Origin of the sequence: Paraburkholderia silvatlantica (genome assembly GCF_003096715.1) — a bacterium.
In the GTDB taxonomy this organism is placed as follows: domain Bacteria; phylum Pseudomonadota; class Gammaproteobacteria; order Burkholderiales; family Burkholderiaceae; genus Paraburkholderia; species Paraburkholderia silvatlantica.
This window is the reverse complement of sequence record NZ_QEOL01000033.1, coordinates 63,842-78,798: the sequence shown is the minus strand read 5'-3', so window position 1 is coordinate 78,798 and position 14,957 is coordinate 63,842. Positions and strand designations below refer to the sequence as shown.

17 protein-coding genes are annotated in these 14,957 nt (G+C 61.1%); 13 read left to right on the top strand and 4 right to left on the bottom strand.

The genetic code is table 11. The annotated features are described in order from the left end of the window. Positions 1-631 precede the first annotated feature (631 nt). From C7411_RS32780 to C7411_RS32770, 3 genes are all read right to left on the bottom strand, one after another. A complete protein-coding gene (locus C7411_RS32780; RefSeq protein ID WP_110388270.1) occupies positions 632-1,321 on the bottom strand; it encodes an SDR family NAD(P)-dependent oxidoreductase in 690 nt (229 codons plus the stop codon). Between the two features lie 111 nt (positions 1,322-1,432). Then, entirely contained in the window at positions 1,433-2,029 is a 597-nt protein-coding gene (locus tag C7411_RS32775) for an HD domain-containing protein (protein ID WP_110388269.1), read from the bottom strand. Between the two features lie 61 nt (positions 2,030-2,090). After that, positions 2,091-2,825 (bottom strand): ABC transporter ATP-binding protein, encoded by a 735-nt coding sequence (locus C7411_RS32770; protein WP_110388268.1) that lies wholly within the window; start codon positions 2,823-2,825, stop codon positions 2,091-2,093. A gap of 188 nt (positions 2,826-3,013) precedes the next feature. Here C7411_RS32770 and C7411_RS32765 point away from each other — a divergent pair, with 188 nt between their 5' ends. From C7411_RS32765 to C7411_RS32730, 8 genes are all read left to right on the top strand, one after another. Next, complete coding sequence (locus C7411_RS32765) at positions 3,014-4,231, top strand: ABC transporter substrate-binding protein (RefSeq protein ID WP_207786581.1); 1,218 nt, start codon at positions 3,014-3,016, stop codon at positions 4,229-4,231. Positions 4,232-4,291: 60 nt separating this feature from the next. Then, positions 4,292-5,056 (top strand): ABC transporter ATP-binding protein, encoded by a 765-nt coding sequence (locus tag C7411_RS32760; protein WP_110388266.1) that lies wholly within the window; start codon positions 4,292-4,294, stop codon positions 5,054-5,056. Continuing rightward, entirely contained in the window at positions 5,057-5,968 is a 912-nt protein-coding gene (locus C7411_RS32755) for a branched-chain amino acid ABC transporter permease (RefSeq protein ID WP_110388265.1), read from the top strand. It begins immediately after the preceding gene. Beyond that, entirely contained in the window at positions 5,969-7,057 is a 1,089-nt protein-coding gene (locus tag C7411_RS32750; protein WP_110388264.1) for a branched-chain amino acid ABC transporter permease, read from the top strand. A 102-nt stretch (positions 7,058-7,159) separates the two neighbouring features. After that, positions 7,160-9,190, top strand: a complete 2,031-nt coding sequence (locus tag C7411_RS32745) for a hydantoinase/oxoprolinase family protein (RefSeq protein WP_110388263.1) — start codon at positions 7,160-7,162, stop codon at positions 9,188-9,190. A gap of 11 nt (positions 9,191-9,201) precedes the next feature. Beyond that, complete coding sequence (locus C7411_RS32740; RefSeq protein ID WP_110388262.1) at positions 9,202-10,902, top strand: hydantoinase B/oxoprolinase family protein; 1,701 nt, start codon at positions 9,202-9,204, stop codon at positions 10,900-10,902. Positions 10,903-10,904: 2 nt separating this feature from the next. Further along, positions 10,905-11,105 carry a hypothetical protein gene (locus C7411_RS32735; protein ID WP_110388261.1) on the top strand — a complete coding sequence of 67 codons (201 nt, stop codon included), beginning with the start codon at positions 10,905-10,907 and terminating at the stop codon, positions 11,103-11,105. A 214-nt stretch (positions 11,106-11,319) separates the two neighbouring features. After that, positions 11,320-12,030 carry a GntR family transcriptional regulator gene (locus tag C7411_RS32730; protein ID WP_243413427.1) on the top strand — a complete coding sequence of 237 codons (711 nt, stop codon included), beginning with the start codon at positions 11,320-11,322 and terminating at the stop codon, positions 12,028-12,030. Between the two features lie 209 nt (positions 12,031-12,239). On the opposite strand, the gene C7411_RS39145 is transcribed toward C7411_RS32730, so the two are convergent. Further along, positions 12,240-12,557 carry a reverse transcriptase N-terminal domain-containing protein gene (locus C7411_RS39145; RefSeq protein WP_110388259.1) on the bottom strand — a complete coding sequence of 106 codons (318 nt, stop codon included), beginning with the start codon at positions 12,555-12,557 and terminating at the stop codon, positions 12,240-12,242. A 263-nt stretch (positions 12,558-12,820) separates the two neighbouring features. Between C7411_RS39145 and C7411_RS37710 the strand changes: the two genes are divergently transcribed. The 5 genes from C7411_RS37710 to C7411_RS32705 all read left to right on the top strand — a co-directional run bounded on the left by C7411_RS37710 (position 12,821) and on the right by C7411_RS32705 (position 14,873). Then, the gene (locus C7411_RS37710) at positions 12,821-12,967 is read left to right on the top strand and encodes a hypothetical protein (RefSeq protein ID WP_165822936.1); all 147 of its coding nucleotides are present in this window, start codon (positions 12,821-12,823) and stop codon (positions 12,965-12,967) included. An 87-nt stretch (positions 12,968-13,054) separates the two neighbouring features. Further along, the gene (locus C7411_RS32720; RefSeq protein WP_110388258.1) at positions 13,055-13,561 is read left to right on the top strand and encodes an antitoxin Xre/MbcA/ParS toxin-binding domain-containing protein; all 507 of its coding nucleotides are present in this window, start codon (positions 13,055-13,057) and stop codon (positions 13,559-13,561) included. Next, positions 13,558-14,040: an RES family NAD+ phosphorylase gene (locus C7411_RS32715; RefSeq protein WP_110388257.1), complete on the top strand. Its 483-nt coding sequence runs from the start codon at positions 13,558-13,560 to the stop codon at positions 14,038-14,040. Before C7411_RS32720 ends, C7411_RS32715 begins: the two co-directional genes overlap by 4 nt. 219 nt (positions 14,041-14,259) lie before the next feature. Further along, positions 14,260-14,550: a type II toxin-antitoxin system CcdA family antitoxin gene (locus C7411_RS32710; RefSeq protein WP_243413424.1), complete on the top strand. Its 291-nt coding sequence runs from the start codon at positions 14,260-14,262 to the stop codon at positions 14,548-14,550. Then, the gene (locus tag C7411_RS32705; RefSeq protein WP_110388255.1) at positions 14,550-14,873 is read left to right on the top strand and encodes a CcdB family protein; all 324 of its coding nucleotides are present in this window, start codon (positions 14,550-14,552) and stop codon (positions 14,871-14,873) included. The genes C7411_RS32710 and C7411_RS32705 overlap by 1 nt, the downstream gene beginning before the upstream one ends. Positions 14,874-14,957: the final 84 nt, after the last annotated feature.

Sequence of the window (14,957 nt, the reverse complement as noted above, 5' to 3'; positions counted from 1 at the left end):
TTTCCTCCATCGAGGCTTATTCGACGCCTGCCGACACGCGCGGAGGCACCGTCACATTCCTGTGGCCGATGGCAGGCATCGAATAACCCTTAACGGTCTGCGACGGCGAGGGATCGCAACAGCGCGTCTGTCCCGTATTGCTCAATCGCGACACATCCCATGACGCTCCCGTTCGCGAAAGATGCGACGTAGAAACGAGGAATTTGCTCAATCGTTACATCTGCATTTGGCAAACCTTCGCTTTCAAGCAGCGTGCGTATTGCAGGATAGTCGTCAGAGCACGCTGATCGAATAACATGAGCATTCACACAATGACCCTCAACTCAATATTGGCAACGGGTGGGGAATGTAGAGCTCTTTAGCCCAAGGCGGCCTTTCCATTCGCCCTGTCCAACAGGCCGTTCCTCATCCGGAAGCCGTCATTTCCTCAGGGAGCGCATACGAACGTCCGCGATCTGCCAAATGTAAGCCCGGAGTGGAGATTGGGTTGAAAAAAATTGCGGTTACGGACTGCCGCTCTCGCTGTGTCCACTGAGAAAGCGCATCATGCCTGCTCAATATGCAGGTTGGCAACAGGTATTTGATCTGCGAGATGCGCGATCCTGATGGTTTAGCAAACGCGAGGTAACGGCTACCAAGGGAGGATTTCCCCATGGCGGTTGACAAAGCGTAGTCCCGGGATACCTGCACTCTGCTCAACGACGTCGACAACAAACGGGATACTTTGAGCGATCTCCAATGTGGCGTTTGCCCCGCCCATTTCAGTCTGCACCCATCCCGGCGCGATCAGAATCAGTGAGCACGATTTATCGCCTTGACGGGCCGAGAAGGCCTTCATGAGCATATTCAACGCGGCTTTGCTGGAACTGTAGAGTTCCCAGAAGCCGGTGCAATTGGCGATGCTGCCAAGTTCGGACGACATGATGGCAATCACGCCCTGTTTGGCGATCTGATCGTAAAGGGCTTCCACAACGCGCATCGGCCCAAGCGCGTTGGTCGACATCATATCGAGGAAATCCTTTTCGGCAACCTCGAGCGGCGTGAGCGTGTTTGCCTTGCAAATCCCAGCGTTGACGAACAATGCGTCCAGGCTGACCGTCTCGAGTTGTCGGGCCAGTGCGCGTATCGAGGCAATATCGGTGGTATCGACCGTTTCGATTTCGAGCAACGACGGGTAACGCTCACGCAACTCGTCGAGACCTTCCGATTGACCACGGGATGTCGCAATGACATGCCAGTTGCGCGCGCAATATTCCTCGGCCAGCGCCAGACCAAGTCCGCGAGAAGCGCCTACTACGACAATCCTTTTGCTTTGACTCACGACGGATCTCCTGTTTGAAAATTCATGTAGAGCATGAACTGCGGATCGCCGACTTGCCTGGATCCGGGATTTCGCGCTATACGGTTGGCGGCGCGTTGCAAGGGCGTGGACTCAGATGCCCGGTTTGGTGTAGATCGAATGCGGGGTGCGCGAGAAGATCTCGTGGACCATCGGCTCGAAAAATGAAAGCGGCAAGACATCAGCGTCTTTCACGAAAGCCGGGCCGTCATACTTGGCACAGAATTCTTCGGTGCGATGGAAGAGTTCCGGTTGATCGCGATAGCGCTCGCGCATGTTGCGGTCGAGGCCCAGATACTGGAAATAGTAATAGCCCTGGAAAATGCCGTGATGCTTGATCATCCAGTGATTTTCCGGCGACACGAATGGATGGAGGATAGCTGCCGCGATATCGGAATGGTTATAACTTCCCAGCGTATCGCCGATATCGTGCAACAGCGCACACACGACATATTCGGTATCCCGGCCGTCGCGGTGAGCCAGGGTGGCGGACTGCAGACTGTGATTCAGACGGTCGACCGGAAAGCCCCCGAATTCTCCGTCAATAAGTTTCAGATGCTCAAGAACGCGCTCGCCAACGGCCGAGTCGTAGGGGTGAGCTTCGCGGATGATGATGTCCCAGTCTTCCTGGGTGCCTTGGGCAATGTCGGAGAACGATGCGCGTGCGCCGGTCGGTGCGATGATTTTCATGTTGATCCGGGTTTATGGTCAGGTTGTGAAGTTGCTGAAGCTGTCGTGGAACGAATGTCGATCAGGATGTGACGAGCATTGCGTGATCGCCGTGGTAACCGAAGTAGGCGTTTTCGAGGGCAATGCCGTCGCTGATTTCGTCGCGGCTTTGGTTTAAAACGATTTTTCCGTTGCGTAGGACGGCAATCCGATCGGCGAGATCAAGGACGCGAGCGGTGGATTGCTCGACCACGAGCAGGGTGAGACCGCTTTTCTTCAGTTCATACAGGGCTTCATAGACCTGATCGACGACAAGGGGGGCGAGGCCGAGCGACGGTTCATCGACCATCATCAACCTGGGTTTGAGCAGGATGGCGCGAGCGATCGCCAGTTGCTGCTGTTCTCCACCTGACAAATAGCCCGCCGCGCCCTTGAAGCGTTTGCGCAGTATCGGGAATAGCTGGGTGGCTTTCTCAATGTCTTCGCGGACCGATTCGCGATCCTTCCGGTGCGCGGCCGCAAGCAGAAGGTTCTCCTCGACACTTAGTGTTCCGAAGATGTGGCGGCCTTCAGGAACCAGTGCAAGACCATTTCGGCACAGCCGCTCTGGCTGACTGCCGATGATGTTGTCGCCGGCAAACGTGATGCTGCCTGCACGCGGCTTGAGCAAGCCCGCGATGCACTTGAGCAGGGTGGATTTGCCCGCACCGTTCGGTCCGACCACGAACACAAGCTCGCTGGAGCCGACCGAGAGGGTAACGCCTTTCAGCGCCTGGAGTTTGCCGTAAGAGGCGGACAGGTCCGCGATTTCGATCATTTCACATACCTCCTTGGATAAGCGAAGTCTCATCCCGCCACGTGACAGGACTGATGATCAGGGTTGACCCGGGGGCGGACATGAAACGCTTGACAGGATTTATTGTGATCGGAAATATGCGAACTGTCCACAGTCTTCAAACCACAGTGGGCAGAGCGGGCCGGGCGGATCGTCAAATGGAGATGAATATGCGAAAGAATTTCGTAGGAATCATGGGCGGCGCGCTAGCGCTCGTCGCGTTGCTGCTGGGTCGGCCGGCTTGGGGGGCGGATATTGATACCGCACCCATCACGATTGGGTTTGCGATTGCGCAATCCGGCTGGCTGGCGAACTACGATTCGGCACCGTTCAAGGCGGCGGTGCTGAAGATCGACGAGATCAACAAGGCGGGTGGTCTGCTCGGGCACCACCTCGACTACAAGGTGATCGACACAAAGACGGATCGCGAACGTGCGGCAAGCGCGGGCGCCGAGCTGATCCAGTCCGGTGTGAAACTACTGGTTGTCTCGTGCGACTACGACTTCGGTGCGCCGGCTGCGCTAGCCGCGCAGAAGGCGAAGGTCGTGTCGATGAGCCTGTGCGCAGCCGATCCGAAAATGGGGGCGCAGGGTGTCGGCAACTACGCGTTTACCGCGAACAGCGCCGCGCAGTCCGAAGGCATCGCGATTGCCGAGTACGCACGGCGCAAGCTCGGCCTGAAGACTGCGTACGTGCTCGAGGACACGTCGATCGAATACACGAAGTCGGCGTGCGCGGGGTTTCGCGCCGCGTGGACGCGCGAAGGCGGCAAGGATGCACTGCTCGGCTCCGACGTGTTCAAGAACGACGATCCGTCGATCGCCGCGCAGATCACGCGCCTGAACAGCCTGCCGAGGAAACCCGACGCGATCTTCGTGTGCAGCTACACGCCGGGGGGAGCATCCGCGATTCGGCAACTGCGCGCGGCAGGTGTCAGCCAGCCAATCCTCGCCGATACCGCGATGATCGACAACTACTGGCTCAACGCAGTACCAAACCTGAAGGACTTTTACGTTCCGGCGTTCATGTCGTTGTATGGCGACGATCCGAGGCCGGAGATGCAGACGTTCGTCAAGCATTTCACTGCTCGCTGGGGGCAGCCGCCCGTGTCGTCCTATTCGGTGCTCGGCTATAGCCTAATCGAGCAATGGGCGTACGCAGTGACGAAGGCGAATACGACCGATTCGACGAAGGTGCTCGAGGTGATGAACAGCTATCAGAACCAGCCGTTCCTTGTCGGTCCAACTTCCTATACGAAGACGCTGCACATCCAGGTCAACCGCCCGTGGCTCGTGATGAAGGTCGAGAACGGCTCGTTCCACGCGGTCGAGCTTTATCGCAACGCATTCGCGCCTGATAACCGACTGCTGTTTCGCGTCGGCGGCTGAACGCTAACCGACGTGTTCGGGCCGTGCGGTCCGAACGCGCCATCGTGGAAGGGGTACGCAATGAACGAGCGTGGGTTTGCGACGATCACGGTCGCGAACGTATCGGTGGCGTTTGGTGGAATCGCCGCGCTGACGGACGTAAGCATGAAGTTGCACCAGCGCGAGGTATTCGGCCTGATCGGCCCGAACGGCGCTGGCAAGACGACGATGGTCAACGTATTGAGCGGCTTTCAGCGGCCGACGCAGGGCAGCGTGACGCTCGACGGCATTGAGGTCGGCGCGCGCGGGCCGCATTACGCGGCGAGGATCGGCGTCGGCCGGACCTTCCAGGCCGGGAGACTGTTTCGCGATTTGACCGTTGGAGAAAATCTGACGATTGCCGCGATGGGTGCGGGCATGGGCATGCGCAAGGCACGCTGGCGCGCGGGCGCCATTCTGAACTGGATGGGTTGCGAGGACATGGCGCAACAACGATGCGACAGCCTGTCGTACGGAAACGAGCGCCGCATCGGCATAGGCCGCGCGCTCGCATTGGCCCCAAAGTTCGTACTGCTCGACGAGCCCGCTTCCGGCATGAACGATGCCGAAAGCGACGCCCTGATGCGCTTGATCGCATCGATTCCCGGCGAGTTTGACTGCGGCGTACTGCTCATCGAACACAACATGGAAGTGATCATGGGGGCGTGCGAGCGCATTCATGTGCTGGACGGCGGCAGGACCATCGCCGAAGGAAATCCGGCGGCCATCATGCATAACCCCGACGTGCGCCGCGCCTACCTGGGCGACAAGGGCAAGGGCGGGGTCACTCCAGTCAAGGCGGCTTAAATGTACTTCGTTCAGACGGTTCTTGATGCGATTGCGCTTGGCAGTCTCTACGCGCTTTCGGCCCTTGCGATCGGTTTCGTGTTCGGCATCATGCGCCTGATCAACTTCGCGCAAGGCGACTACATCACAATCGGTGCATACCTGCTGATCGTGCCGGGCGCGAGCGCCGCACCGGCGCTGATGTTCGGTGCGCTACCCGTGCCGCTGATGCTGGTCGCGACGATCGCCGCGGTGGCCGGCATCGCGCTGCTCACGGAGCGGGCCGCGTTCCGCCCCCTGCGGCAGACGAGCCCCGCGACACTGCTGGTATCTTCGTTTGCGGTCAGCTATTTCCTTCAGCACCTGGTGATGCTCGCGTACACGAGCAGGCCGAAATCGATCGATATCAGTCACGGGCTGAACGACGTGATTAACATCGGCGCGCTTCGCGTGCAGGGCACGCAACTGTTGAGCATCGGTGTGTGCGCTACGCTGCTTGTCGCGCTGCTGGTCTTCCTGCGCCGCACGCTGATGGGCATCCAGATGCGCGCGGCAGCGGAGAACTTCCAGATGGCAAGGCTCCTCGGCGTGCCGGCCAACCGCGTGATCGCGGTCGCATTTGCGATCAGCGGGGTCTTGTCCGGCTCAGTGTCACTGCTCTTCGTGATGCAGACTGGAACGCTCGACATCCGCATGGGCACGCTGCCCGTGATCTACGCGTTCTTCGCGACGGTGATCGGCGGGATGGGATCGCTCGCAGGGGCGGTGCTGGGCGGCTTCATCGTCGGCTGTTTCAGCGTCTTTCTGCAAGCCTGGCTGCCCGCGGAACTACGGCCGTTTCGAGACGCAGGCGTCTTTGGTCTGGTGATTCTGATGCTGCTTGTGAAGCCGAACGGGCTGATCGCCAATAGCACTAACCGGGAGCGTGTATAAATGTCTGCCTATCAAGACAACAGACTATATGACGAGAGCGATTCACGCTCCTTCGTCGCGTCGATCCTCGCCGGGTGGTCGCCGGTGCTGCTGCTCGCGATTCCGCTGGTTGTGCTCGCCGCGGCCGTCGAGTACGCAGGCAATGCGACGCTTGGGAGCATCGTCACGCTCGCGCTGATCCGCATCGTGACAGTGGTGGGGATCTACATCTTCGTCGGCAATTCGGGAATCGTGTCGTTCGGCCAGATCGCGTTCATGGCGATCGCCGCGTATGCGAGTGCGTGGCAGACCTGCTGCGAGGCGCTCAAGCCGATGACAATGCCCGGGCTTCCCGACTTTTTGCTGGCGGGCAGTGTGCCGCTGTGGCTCTCAGGCCTGACTTCGGTCGCGCTGGCGGCCGCGGTCGCGTTCGTCGTCGGGTTGATCCTGATGCGCCTGTCGGGCCTTGCTGCGTCAATCTCGACGCTGGCCGTGCTGTTCATCTTCAACACTGTCTATTCGAACTGGGACAGCGTGACGATGGGCTCGGCGTCGATCGTCGGTCTGCCCGAGTATGTGAACGTACCGGTCGCGGCGGCCGGCGTCGTATTCGCGCTGGTGATCGCGTTCGTACACCAGCGCTCGCGCTGGGGATTGATGCTGCGCGCGAGCCGCGAGGACGAAGTCGCGGCGCGCGCGGCCGGCGTGTCGCTCTACGTGTCGCGGCTCGTCGCGTTCACGGTGTCGGGCGCCGTGATGGGGATGGCCGGCGTGCTGCAGGCGCATTTTCTCGGCAGCATCTCGACCGATTCGTTCTTTCTCGACCTGACCTTCATCACGCTCGCGATGCTGATTGTCGGCGGTACGCGCAGCCTGGCCGGCGCGGTGGTCGGCACGCTGGTCGTGCAGGCGATCACCGAAGTGTTTCGCCAGCTGGAGTCGGGCGTGAGTATCGGGCACGCGCAGATCGCGCTGCCGAGCGGCATGCAGGAGCTCGTGCTCGCCGTCGCGATGCTGCTGATTCTGATTTTCCGCCGCGATGGTTTGCTCGGCGGGCGCGAACTGTTGCTGAGATTGAGGCCACGCACGACGCGCGCGCCCGGGCCGTGAGGTCGCGCGCAGAATCGGGGAATTCGAACGCAGGGCGGGTCAGCGCGGCTGGCTCGCCACGAAATCAAGCCGCAATGTGCGGCAAGTACCAGGAGAAGTGTCATGCAAGGTATTGATATTATCGGGATCGACATCGGCGGGACGTTTACCGACTTCGTCGCCTACGATTCCGCAAGCGGGACTATCAAGAACTGGAAGAACCTGACCACGCCGAAGGATCCGATCCAGGGCGTGCTCCAGGGGCTCACCCAGCATCCCGATCCCGCAGGCGTCGCCAAAATCCGCCTGGGCACGACCATTGCCACCAATGCGTTGCTCGAGCGTCGCGGCGCGAAGATCGCCTACGTGACCACGGAAGGTTTTCGCGACGTTCCGTTCATCCAGCGCGGCGACCGCCGTAGCCACTACGACATCTCGTGGATCAAGACGAAACCGCTGGTGCGGCGCCGCGAGTGCTTCGAGATTCCCGAGCGGCTTTCGGCGAAGGGCGAGGTCGTGACCGAGCTCGACGAGGCCGCCGTGCGCGAAGTCGCCCTGAAAATCAAGGCCGATCCGTCGATCGAGGCGGTCGCGATCTGCACGCTGTTCTCGTATGTCGATCCCACTCACGAGCGCCGGATCGCGGAGATCTTCGCGCAAGTGCTGCCGGATCTGCCGGTGTCAATCTCCTATAACGTGTTGCCGAAGTGGAAGGAATACGAGCGCGCGTCAACCACGATCGCGGACGCGTACCTGAAGCCCATCGTCTCGCGCAGCTTCAACCGCATGCAGAAGCATCTGGACGAGCTTGGCGTGGGCGAGAAGGTCGGCGTGATCAAGTCGAACGGTGGCGAGTCGACGTTGCGCCGCGCGGCCGAGGCGCCGGTCCAGATGTCACTCTCGGGGCCGACCGGCGCGGCCGTGGCGACGCGCGTGATCGCGCAGCTCTGCCAGTTCGAGCACCTCGTGACGTTCGACATGGGCGGGACGTCGACCGATTGCACGACTGTCGTCGACGGCAAGGAGCACCTGACGACCGATTTCGAAATCGAGTGGGGACTGCCGATCCAGGTGCCGATGATCGACATCCATACGATCGGCGCGGGCGGCGGCTCGATCGCGTGGATCGATAAGGGCGGCATGCTGCGCATGGGGCCGCAGTCCGCGGGCGCGGATCCGGGGCCAGCCGCCTACGGGCGCGGCGGCGAGCATGCGACAGTGACTGACGCGAACGTCGTGCTCGGCCGCATCAATCCCGAGTACTTTCTCGGCGGCAAGATGAAGCTCGACGCTGCCGCCGCGCGTCGCGCGGTCAAGACGATCGCCGACCAGCTCGGGATGGAAATCGACGACGCGGCCTACGCGATGATCCAGATCGCGAACAACAACATGCTCGGCGCGCTACGCACGGTGTTGCTGCAGCGCGGCCTCGATCCGCGCGACTTCACGCTGGTCAGCTCCGGCGGTGCGGGTCCCGTTCACATCTGCGACATGATGGAGATCAGCGGAATTCCGCGCGGCCTCGTGCCGAACTATCCGGGCCAGTTCTCCGCGTTCGGCTTCATCATGACTGACGCGCGCGTGGACCAGCACCGCACTGTGCAGCAGGTTTCGACACGCTTTGAGGCCGAGCGCGTGGCGCGCGTGGCGAAGGAGCTCGTCGAGCGCGCGTATGGCGAGCTGCACGAGCAGGGCTACCGCGAGAACATCGAGGTTTACCGGTCGGTCGAGGCGCGCTACCTTGGCCAGAATCACGAGCTCGAAATTGTGCTGAACTGCGACGACTTCGACGAAGCATCGGTTGCCGATCTGTGGGCGCGTTTTCACGCGCAGCACGAGGCGCGCTTCGGCTTTGCGATTCCGGGCGAAACGATCGAACTGGTCAACCTCAAGGTGACGGCCGTGGCGCTCGGCGAGAAGCCCAAGCTGCGCGTGCTGCCTGAAGGCAGTGGCACACCGGCGTCGACCGGTAGCCGCCGCGTGCGTTTCGAGGCGGACTGGATTGACACGCCGACCTACGACCGCGATACCCTCCTGCAGGGCCAGACGATCGCCGGCCCGGCAGTGATCGAAGAAAGCGCGTCGGTGACGATTCTTCGTCCTAATCAGTCCATGCGGGTCGACCCGTATGGCAACCTGATCATCTCGGTCTGAGGAGAGCCACGATGGATCTTATTACCATGAACATTCTCGAGTCGACGATGGTGTCGATTTGCCGGGAAATGGGCATCACGCTGATGAAAACGTCATATTCGACGATCTTCAACGAGGCGCTCGACTTCACATGCGGGCTCGCAAACGCCGAAGGCGAGATGATCGCGGTCGCCGACTACTGCCCCTCGCAGATCGGCGGGATGCCGCTGCTCGTGCAGTCGTGCCTGAAAGAGCTCGACATGGACGATCTCGCGCCGGGTGACGTCATTTTGCACAACGATCCGTATCGTGGCGGGCTGCACACGCCGGAACATACGTTTTTCAAGCCGATTTTCGTTGATGCCGAGCTGGTAGGCTGGGCGGTCGCGATCGGTCACATCGCTGAAGTCGGCGGGATGGCGCCGGGGGGATTCTGCGGCGAGGCGACCGACATTTTCCAGGAAGGCATCCGCATTCCGCCCGTCAAGTTGAAGACGAAGGGCAAGGACAATCGCGACATCTGGAAGCTGCTGCTCGCGAACGTGCGCACGCCGCGTACCAACTACGGCGACCTGCGCGCGCTGATCGCCGCCGTCGATCTCGGCGAGCAGCAGATGCAGGGCGTGTTCGAGAAGTACGGCAAGGAGCGCGTGCGGCAGAACGTCAGCGATCTGCTGCTGTATTCGGAACGCCGCATGCGCGCGGAGCTTGAGGCGATTCCGGACGGCATCTACACGTTCGTCGATCACATCGAGAGCGACGGCATCGACGCTGATCGAACCTACGACGTCCACGTCGCGGTCCACAAGATGGGGCAGGACATCGTCGTTGACTACACGGGCTCGTCGCCGCAGGCGTCAGGGCCGATCAACGCGACGCTCGGCGTCTCGACCTCGGCGGCGTACAACGCCATCCTGCACATGACCGATCCGTCGATCCCGCGCAACAGCGGCTGTTTCCGACCGATCCGGATCGTGGCGCCCGGCGGCACAATCGTCAACGTCGATTTTCCGGCACCGGAAGTCGGCGGCAACACGGAAACCCACCCGCGCATCGTCGGCGCGATTCTCGGCGCGATGGCCGGCGCGGTGCCGAACCGCGTGATGGCCGCGGAGGGCGCGACGCACTGCAACTTCGTGTTCGGCGGCGTGGACGCCGACAGCGGCGAGTATTTCGCGTGCTACGACCTTGAGGCCGTGGGCTGGGGCGGCCGCGCATTCGCGGACGGCAACGACGCGGTCGATTCGATCAACGGGAACTGCCGGATCACGCCGGTCGAAGTGTACGAAACGCGCTTCCCGTGGCGGGTCGAGAAGCTGGCGTTCAATCGGGATTCGGGCGGCGCGGGCGAATATCGCGGCGGCGTTGGCTATTCGAAGCAGATGCTCTGCCTGAACGAGACAATCACCGTGTCGCAGATGACCGACCGCCATCACTTCGCGCCGTGGGGATTGAAGGGCGGCGGTGAGGGCGGCCTTGGCGCGACGCTTGTGCAGAAGGCTGGCACCACGGGCTGGAAGACGATGTGCGACGCGTACGGCAAGGCGTCATCGAGCCGCTATTCGAACGTGCAGATCCGGCGCGGCGACCGCATCACGCTGACAACACCCGGCGGCGGCGGTTATGGCGACCCCATGAAACGCGCGCCGCAAGCGCTGCGAGACGATGTGCTGGACGGCTATGTTTCCGTCCAGGCAGCCCGCGAGTCGTATGGCTACAAGGAGGAGGCTTGATCATGAAATTCTCGCAAAACGGACTCTATGTCGAGCGCTACATCAAGTGCGCAAACTGTGGCACGCTGATTTACGCGGACGACAAGCATCAGCAGGCGCAAAGCGTGCAGCGCGGCGGCCAGCTTTTCTGTTCGCAATGGTGTGTCGACTGGCGTGAAGCACGCGAGAAGCGCGAGGCCGAAGCCGAGGCGGCCGCGCGTTGACAGCGCGCGTGGAGGGTGCCGCAGGGACGCATCGGCGTTCCGGCGGCACCGCTGCCTGCGGGCTCGCTGGCTCCCGACGACTCCGCGAATTCAGCTTGCCGATGGTATTGCATTCTGCGGTCCCGCACGATACCGGCGAGAAAGTGTCCACAGTCTATAATGTGCATACTTCGAGTCGGTATGCCGACTGCAACCTGGAGACGCGTCAGTGAACATGCGAGAGAATCCCGCGACTGCAAATAAAGACGGGCATCGCCCGGACGATGGTGAGCTGCTTTACACCGATAGTCTGGTGGATCAGGTGACGGATATGCTTCGCAGCCAGATCGTCGAAGGTGTCATCGCGCCGGGAGAAAAAATCGTGGAGGCGGCGCTCGCGGAGCGGCTTGGAATCAGCCGTAACCCGATCCGCGAGGCGGTGAGACGCCTGGAGGGAAGCGGGCTGCTTGTCAACCATCCGCGGCGCGGTCGTTTTGTACGACAGATCAGCCGCGACGAAGCAGAAGACATCATTTATTTCCGCACCTGCATCGAGCGAGCAGGCATCATGCGCGTAGCCGAGACGCGTACGCACTCCGACGTGCGTCGGCTGCGCGGCATTCTGGCTGAAATGCGCGACGCAGCGGACAACGGCGACGTCATTCGAACGCTCGAAATCGACGCGCAATTCCATCGCGCGATCTGCGAGATGACGGGTAGCAGCCGCGGCCTGAAGGCATTCGATGACATTCACACGGAACTGCGGATTCTATTCCGGATGATCGGGAATACGTATGCAACGCTAGATGAAGCGGTGCGTGGGCACGAGCCTCTGATGGCGGCGATCGAGGCCGGTGATGCCGAGACGGCGGGGCGTGTGATGACCGAGCATATCGCCGCGACGCGGATCGAGGTCGAGAAGTATTTTCAGTCCAAGGAACAGTAGCGCCGTTCGCATGGCGCATCGCGCGATTGATTGCATATGACGTTATGCACGTAACATTCGAGCCGAAAATCGCGTGCAAGTCCATGATATCCCGATGAAAAATGCGGTACAAAAAAGTCTGCGGGAAGTTGTATATTGTGCACCGCGCTTTGCTCCACGCCTTACCCCGCAAGGCTGGGTCGCGTGGTGCAATTTGCACCGTGCGGTGTTCAGCGTGGGCGCGGTGCCGAGTTCGTCGCGCTGGTTCGTTCATCGTCGTGTGTACGCGTCATCTGTGTGCTGCTCCACGATCGGGGCCACGCGTTCGTCCCCGCGGGAATCCATGCAATCGTCCACTGTTGTGTGAGAAATCGCGTTGGTCTTTGCCCCGATGTTTTCCACGTTACCTTGTCCACTCCGGGGGTGTTCCTGCCTTGATTTTCAGTCACCCGTTTCACGGCTATTGCACGGCCGCTGCACGAATGGGTCAGCAATGCTGACCGGTCGACGCCGATCAAGGTCCGGCAGAACAAATACCCGAACAACATCGTCGAAGTGCGACACGAAGTCGCTTACAGAAGTTGTTCTCCCTTCTCGCCGTATAGAAGGAGTGAACCGCCCGTGTCACCCGGTGAATCCAGGAGCCTGAATCAAGAGCGGCTCTGACAACGTAACGAAGCGCCGCAAGGCGCGGGGTATCAATCGCGAGAGGCGTACCCTTCTGGCAGCCATAAGCCGGATGAGTGCCAGATAGTCGGTATGGTGAAAACATTTGAATCTGCAATAGGGTCGTTATGTTGAACGAGCGGAAATGGCTATCGCGCTCGAACCAAAACGGTACCGGATCCGCCTCCGCTACGTGGCCGTGACCCGGGCGCAGCATGTCCTGGATATCACGGAGTTGCGCGACGAGCTGCTGCGACTTTTCAGTCTCCGGCGGCAGGACTGGCCGGTGTAGCAGGTCACCAAATGGGAGACTCTTGATTCCCGACTGAGAATATTCTAGAATGGGAGTAGCGATGTTCTCATCTGGGAGGCTCACATCATGGCCCTGAATCGACCGTCCGGCCGTCATACGGCCGCGCGGCCGGCCGCGGCGCGTGCCGGCAAGGCGTTGGTCGGCTCTGGCCGTTCTGGTTCCCACCCTGACGATATCGAAGCATTCCTTGTCCAGTTCGACCCGCTCGAGCAGCGTCGTCAGATCCGCGAAGGCATCGAAGCGGTGATCGTCGAGCGCGTTGCGAAGGACCTCCTGCACGTGCCAGTGCAGACGCTGCTTGCGAATCTCAATCTGCCGAGTTCGACCATCCTGCGCAAGATGGCGCGCGAGGAGCGCCTGTCGCCAGCCGAGTCGGATCGCGTCGCGCGTGTACTCTATGTGCGGCAGCTCGCTGTCGAGGTGTTTGAGGATCCGGCGCTGGCGGCCGAATGGATGCAGCGATCGAACGCGGAGCTGGGTGGGCTAAGTCCGCTCGAAGTGCTCGACTCACAACCGGGCTACGACCGCGTGCGTGAGATTCTGCTGCGCGTCATCCACGGCGTGTCTGCATGAGGCTTTACCGCCTGGCGAAAGAACGGCGCGGTTATTACCGCGCTGATGACCTGAGCGGCAATGGTGCGGCGATCGCCGGAGGCCGCTGGAACCCGCGCGGCATGCGGGTGCTCTACACGTGCTGCCACGTGTCGACAGCCTTGCTGGAGGCACTGGTGCACATGGCAGGCTTGCTGCCGGCCGGTGGCTATTTCCTGGTGACACTGGAGGTGCCGGACGCCGTCTACGACGCTGCGTTCGTCCCGGATCCGCCGGAGGGCTGGGCAGACCTGACGCGAGAGCCTGCTGCGACAAGGGCGCTCGGCCGGCAATGGCTTGAGGCGGGCAAGCAACTGGCGATGCGAGTACCGTCGGTCGTCTGTCCGAGCGATTTCAATCTGCTGTTGAACCCGATGCATCTGGAGATGGCAAACGTCAGGGTCATCAGCAGCGAGCCCTTTACGCTGGATCCGCGGCTGTTTGGTCAGGCGAAGCGATGAGCGTGAGGTCGATGGCCGGGGCGGAACGACGAGGCATCCTCGACGCAAACGTCAGAAGCTCCTGGCCTGCCTCATGCCAGCTGAACGGGCCTGCCCACGTGCCAGGGCGGCCAAATTGCGGCTCCCAGGATTCAAGGGACGGAACGTCTGTTTGAAGCTATGTCCGTGTCGGGAAGTATGGCAAACTATGTGCATGGTTCATGCACATCGGAGATGCACATGACTAATACGCCTGTGGCGCAACCCGGTGCCGTCAAGCGGGCCGCCAAAGCACACGCCCCATCAAGGGTTACGCGCAAACCCACCAACGTTTCGCTTCCGACCGATCTGCTCGAGCGTGCCAGGGAACTGAACGTCAACGTTTCGCGGGCAAGCGAACGCGGCTTGCGCGAAGAGGTTCAGGCGGCCGAGGCTCGTGCCTGGGCGGAACGGAACGCGGACTTCATTGCGGAAATGAATGCACGTATCGAGCGTGACGGCTTGCCCCTGGAAGAATATCGGATGTTTTGATGGCTCGTTTTGATCTTTACAACAACCCCTCGACAAGATCCGGGACCAGGTCACCGTTTCTGCTCGACGTGCAAAGCGATCATCTCGGTAATCTCATATCGCGCGTAGTCATTCCATTAACGCGCGTAGCCGGAAATTACACAGCGAGCAAGGTTGCGCAGGATCTCTCGCCCATCATTGAGATCGAGGGAGAACCGTTCGTGCTGGAGACGCCGTTGCTCGGCGCGTTCAGGACGAGTGATCTCGGCCCCGCAATTGGCACGCTCAAGGATGAACAAAGCCGGATCAGTGCCGCGCTTGACCGTCTCTTCGGCGCTTACTGATCCCACTTAGGTCCTTATGTTGCGTGAGAGTCGTCACGGCAACTGGAGCGGACCAGGACGGTCCGGCTGTGGGGCTATGCGAGT

Excerpts from the sequence above, each read along its gene's own strand:
- C7411_RS32750 (WP_110388264.1), top strand. The coding sequence starts at position 5,969 with ATGTCTGCCTATCAAGACAACAGACTATATGACGAGAGCGATTCACGC.
- C7411_RS32705 (WP_110388255.1), top strand. The coding sequence starts at position 14,550 with ATGGCTCGTTTTGATCTTTACAACAACCCCTCGACAAGATCCGGGACC.
- C7411_RS39145 (WP_110388259.1), bottom strand. The coding sequence starts at position 12,557 with ATGTTGTTCGGGTATTTGTTCTGCCGGACCTTGATCGGCGTCGACCGG.
- C7411_RS32770 (WP_110388268.1), bottom strand. The coding sequence starts at position 2,825 with ATGATCGAAATCGCGGACCTGTCCGCCTCTTACGGCAAACTCCAGGCG.
- C7411_RS37710 (WP_165822936.1), top strand. The coding sequence starts at position 12,821 with ATGGCTATCGCGCTCGAACCAAAACGGTACCGGATCCGCCTCCGCTAC.
- C7411_RS32775 (WP_110388269.1), bottom strand. The coding sequence starts at position 2,029 with ATGAAAATCATCGCACCGACCGGCGCACGCGCATCGTTCTCCGACATT.
- C7411_RS32735 (WP_110388261.1), top strand. The coding sequence starts at position 10,905 with ATGAAATTCTCGCAAAACGGACTCTATGTCGAGCGCTACATCAAGTGC.
- C7411_RS32730 (WP_243413427.1), top strand. The coding sequence starts at position 11,320 with ATGCGAGAGAATCCCGCGACTGCAAATAAAGACGGGCATCGCCCGGAC.
- C7411_RS32765 (WP_207786581.1), top strand. The coding sequence starts at position 3,014 with ATGCGAAAGAATTTCGTAGGAATCATGGGCGGCGCGCTAGCGCTCGTC.
- C7411_RS32740 (WP_110388262.1), top strand. The coding sequence starts at position 9,202 with ATGGATCTTATTACCATGAACATTCTCGAGTCGACGATGGTGTCGATT.
- C7411_RS32755 (WP_110388265.1), top strand. The coding sequence starts at position 5,057 with ATGTACTTCGTTCAGACGGTTCTTGATGCGATTGCGCTTGGCAGTCTC.
- C7411_RS32710 (WP_243413424.1), top strand. The coding sequence starts at position 14,260 with ATGACTAATACGCCTGTGGCGCAACCCGGTGCCGTCAAGCGGGCCGCC.
- C7411_RS32720 (WP_110388258.1), top strand. The coding sequence starts at position 13,055 with ATGGCCCTGAATCGACCGTCCGGCCGTCATACGGCCGCGCGGCCGGCC.
- C7411_RS32715 (WP_110388257.1), top strand. The coding sequence starts at position 13,558 with ATGAGGCTTTACCGCCTGGCGAAAGAACGGCGCGGTTATTACCGCGCT.
- C7411_RS32745 (WP_110388263.1), top strand. The coding sequence starts at position 7,160 with ATGCAAGGTATTGATATTATCGGGATCGACATCGGCGGGACGTTTACC.
- C7411_RS32760 (WP_110388266.1), top strand. The coding sequence starts at position 4,292 with ATGAACGAGCGTGGGTTTGCGACGATCACGGTCGCGAACGTATCGGTG.